5 protein-coding genes and 1 pseudogene are annotated in these 3,906 nt (G+C 72.5%); all 6 read left to right on the forward strand.

The window, feature by feature from the left end; translation table 11 throughout:
* Positions 1 to 341 (forward strand): NUDIX hydrolase (locus tag ABZ193_RS43400; RefSeq protein ID WP_354714662.1); only part of this gene is annotated, 341 nt, incomplete at its 5' end.
* Positions 342 to 387: 46 nt separating this feature from the next.
* Positions 388 to 1,290 (forward strand): site-specific tyrosine recombinase XerD, encoded by a 903-nt coding sequence (xerD, locus tag ABZ193_RS43405; RefSeq protein ID WP_354714665.1) that lies wholly within the window; start codon positions 388 to 390, stop codon positions 1,288 to 1,290.
* Between the two features lie 86 nt (positions 1,291 to 1,376).
* Positions 1,377 to 2,348, forward strand: coding sequence for a ParA family protein (locus ABZ193_RS43410; protein ID WP_020420653.1), 972 nt, complete (start codon positions 1,377 to 1,379; stop codon positions 2,346 to 2,348).
* Positions 2,345 to 2,770 (forward strand): hypothetical protein, encoded by a 426-nt coding sequence (locus ABZ193_RS43415; protein WP_027936248.1) that lies wholly within the window; start codon positions 2,345 to 2,347, stop codon positions 2,768 to 2,770. Before ABZ193_RS43410 ends, ABZ193_RS43415 begins: the two co-directional genes overlap by 4 nt.
* On the forward strand, positions 2,767 to 3,621 hold the full coding sequence (locus ABZ193_RS43420) for a segregation/condensation protein A (protein ID WP_020420651.1): 855 nt from the start codon (positions 2,767 to 2,769) through the stop codon (positions 3,619 to 3,621). The genes ABZ193_RS43415 and ABZ193_RS43420 overlap by 4 nt, the downstream gene beginning before the upstream one ends.
* Positions 3,618 to 3,906, forward strand: a pseudogene (locus tag ABZ193_RS43425) (SMC-Scp complex subunit ScpB); the annotation flags it as partial. The gene ABZ193_RS43420 and the pseudogene ABZ193_RS43425, both read left to right, overlap by 4 nt.

The raw sequence follows: 3,906 nt of genomic DNA on the forward strand, positions 1-3,906 counted from the left end.
AGCTGGCCGAGGAGGCCGGGCTCGCCGCCGCGCGGTGGGAGACGCTGGTCGACGTGGCCGCCTCGCCCGGGTTCACCGACGAGGTCGTGCGGGTGTTCCTGGCGCGCGACCTGACCCCGGTCGACCGGGAGGTCCTCGGCGACGAGGAGGCCGACCTGGTGGTGCACCGGGTGCCGCTGGCCGAGGCGGTGCGGATGGCGCTGTCCGGGGAGATCGTCAACGGCGCGACCGTCGGCGGCGTGCTCGCCGCGCACGCGGTCGTCCACGACGGCGCGCCGTCGCGGCCGCCGGACGCGCCGTGGCGGGACCGGCCGACGCGGTTCGCCGATCGCATTTCCTGACGTCACGCTCTAGGGTGTCGGCGTGCATGTTCTGCCGGCCGCCGAGGTGGTCACGGCCTATCTCGATCATCTCGCCGTGGAGCGCGGGACGGCACGCAACACCCTGGACAGCTACGCCCGCGACCTGCGCCGGTACCTGCGGTACCTGGAGCAGGCCGGGGTGCGGGACTTCCGGCGCGTCACCGAATCCGACGTGACCGGGTTCGGCGCGGCGCTGCGCGAGGGCGACGAGGTGCACCCGCCGCTGGCGGCGTCCTCGGCGGCGCGGGCGCTGGTCGCGGTGCGCGGGCTGCACCGCTTCGCGCACCTCGACGGGCTGACCGAGGACGACCCGGCCCGCGAGGTGCGGCCCCCGGCGCCGGCCAAGCGGCTGCCCAAGGCGCTGCCGGTGGACGACGTGCTGCGGCTGCTGGCGATGCCGCCCGCCGAGGGGGAGCGGCCGCTGCGCGACCGGGCGCTGCTGGAGCTGCTGTACTCCACCGGGGCCCGGATCTCCGAGGCCGTCGGGCTCGACCTCGACGACGTCGACCGCGATGAGCGCACCGTGCTGCTCGACGGCAAGGGCGGCAAGCAGCGGCTGGTGCCGATCGGCCGTCCCGCGGTCGAGGCGCTGGAGGCATACCTGGTGCGCGCCCGACCGGTGCTGGCGCTGCGCGGCCGCGGCACCGCGGCGCTGTTCCTCAACGCCAGGGGGACCCGGCTGTCCCGGCAGAGCGCGTGGCAGGTCCTCAAGACCAACGCCGAACGCGCCGGGATCTCCACCGGCGTGTCGCCGCACACGCTGCGTCACAGTTTCGCGACCCACCTGCTGGAGGGCGGAGCGGACGTCCGGGTGGTCCAAGAGCTGCTAGGCCACGCTTCGGTGACCACGACGCAGGTGTACACCCTGGTCACGATGAACACTCTGCGTGAGGTATATGCTACGGCCCATCCTCGGGCGCTGGGTTGACCTGATCGCCTCCGGCGAGTTGCTTTGGCGACAAACGGCTCGCCGAATAGGCTGCGGCCAACCCGTCGAACGAGGAGTTTCGCGCCATGTCGACACCGCAGCCCTCGACCAGATCGGTCTCGGCCGCATCGGCCGCCGCGAACCTCGACAACCTGACCATCGCGACAGAGGGGGAGCCCGACACCGTGGACTCTGTCGTGGCCGTGGGCGCCGAAGCGAACGGCAAGCCCAAGCTCGGCCCGACCGGCAGACCGTTGCGTGAGATTCCCGAACCGCCCCTGCTGGACAAGCACGGCCCGGCCACGGTGCTGGCCATGTGCAACCAGAAGGGCGGGGTCGGCAAGACCACGTCCACGATCAACCTGGGCGCCGCGCTCGCCGAGTACGGCCGCCGGGTGCTGCTGGTGGACTTCGACCCGCAGGGCGCGCTGTCGGTGGGCCTCGGCGTGCAGCCGCACGAGCTGGACCAGACGGTCTACAACGCGATCATGGAGCGGTCGGTGACCGCCCAGGACATCCTGCGGCACACCAGTGTCGAGGGCATGGACCTGCTGCCGAGCAACATCGACCTGTCCGCCGCCGAGGTGCAGCTGGTCGCCGAGGTGGGGCGCGAGCACACGTTGCTCCGGGTCGTGCAACCCCTCATCTCGGAGTACGACTATGTTCTGGTCGACTGCCAGCCATCGCTCGGGTTGCTCACGGTGAACGCGCTCACGGCCGCCGACGGCGTGATCATCCCGCTGGAGTGCGAGTTCTTCAGCTTGCGTGGCGTGGCTTTGTTGATCGACACGATCGAGAAGGTACGCGAACGCTTGAACCCCAAACTGGATATCACCGGCATCCTGGCCACCATGTTCGACCCGCGGACCCTCCACTCACGGGAGGTCATGGCGCGGGTCGTGGAGGCCTTCGGCGACACCGTGTTCGACACGGTGATCAACCGCACCGTGCGGTTCCCGGAGACCACTGTGGCCGGTGAGCCCATCACCCGCTGGGCCCCCAAGTCCGCCGGCGCGCAGGCGTATCGCGCGCTGGCGCGCGAGGTGATCGCTCGGTGAGCAGGCGAGCCTCCCTCCCCGGGGCTTCGGAACTCTTCCGCCTGACCAGCAGCCCGGCCCTCGACGTGCCCGCGCCGCCCACGCCCGCCCCGCAGCGCCCGGAAGCGCAGCGGCCGGGCAACGGGCAGAACTCCGGGCACCGCGAGCAGCTGGAGCGCAGCGCCGCCGGACGGCGCGGCAGCGGACGTCAGAAGCACGATTCGAAGATCACCGTCTACGTCTCCGGCGACGAACTGGTCGCGATGGAGCAGGCGCGGCTGAGCCTGCGGGCCGAGCACGGCCTGGCCATCGACCGCGGCCGTCTCGTGCGGGAGGCCGTGGCGGTGCTGCTGGCGGACTTCGACGAACACGGCGCCGACTCGGTGCTGGTGCGCCGCCTCCGTGAGGGCGGCCTCGACTCCGAGGAAGCCGCCGGGACGTGAGCGAGAACGGGGCTCCGGTCGACGGGGCCCAGCCCGTCGAGGATTCCGCGGCGCCGAAGTTCAAGGTCCGCCTGGACAACTTCGAGGGGCCGTTCGACCTGCTGCTGCAGCTGATCTCGCAGCACCAGCTCGACGTCACCGAGGTCGCGCTGCACCAGGTCACCGACGACTTCATCGCCTACACCAGGGCGCTGGGGCCGGAGTGGGACCTGGACGAGGTGACGGAGTTCCTGGTCATCGCGGCGACCCTGCTCGACCTGAAGGCCGCGCGGCTGCTGCCCGCGGCCGAGGTCGAGGACGAGGACGACCTGGCGCTGCTGGAGGCGCGGGACCTGCTGTTCGCCCGTGTCCTGCAGTACCGGGCGTACAAGCAGGTCGCGGCGCTGTTCGCGGAGCTGGAGGCCGGGGCGCTGCGGCGGTACCCGCGGTCGGTGTCGCTGGAGGAGCGCTACCTCGGGCTGCTGCCCGAGGTGACGCTCGGGGTGGACGCGGACAAGCTGGCGGAGATCGCGCTGGCCGTGTTCCGGCCCAAGCCGCCGCCCACGGTGTCGCTGGACCACATCCACGCGCACCGGGTGTCGGTGCGGGAGCACGCGGCGCTGCTGCGGCTGAAGCTGGCAGAGCGGGGCCAGGCGACGTTCACCGAGCTGGTCGAGGACTGCGAGCACACGGTCGAGGTGGTGGCCCGGTTCCTGGCGCTGCTGGAGCTCTACCGGGAGTCCAGCGTGCAGTTCGAGCAGGACGAGCCGCTGACGATGCTGCGGGTGCGGTGGACCGGCGGGTCGGTCTCGGAGGCCGAGGCCGCCGCCGAGGCGGACCGGGCCCGCGTCGAGGAAGAGGAGTACGGGTGAGTCCCGAACAGGAACCGGCTCGGCCCGAGGGCGCGGTGGCCGGGCCCGAGGTGGAGCGGGCCGGGGTGGAGCGGGCGGGGGTGCCCTCGGCGCCCGGCGCCGAGCCGGGTGACGTGGCTGCGTCGGATGCGGAGCCGGCGCGCGAGGCGGAGATGCCCGCTGCTGAGCAGGAGTCCGCCGACGGCGGATCGCCTCCGGAGGAGGCGCCGCCCGCGCTCGGTGCGGATGTCGCGTCCGCGGCGGGGGCCGAGGAGCCCACGGTGCCCGCCGAGAGCGAAGTGCCTC

This window comes from Amycolatopsis sp. NPDC006125, from assembly GCF_040614195.1.
GTDB classification, from domain to species: Bacteria; Actinomycetota; Actinomycetes; order Mycobacteriales; family Pseudonocardiaceae; genus Amycolatopsis_E; species Amycolatopsis_E tucumanensis.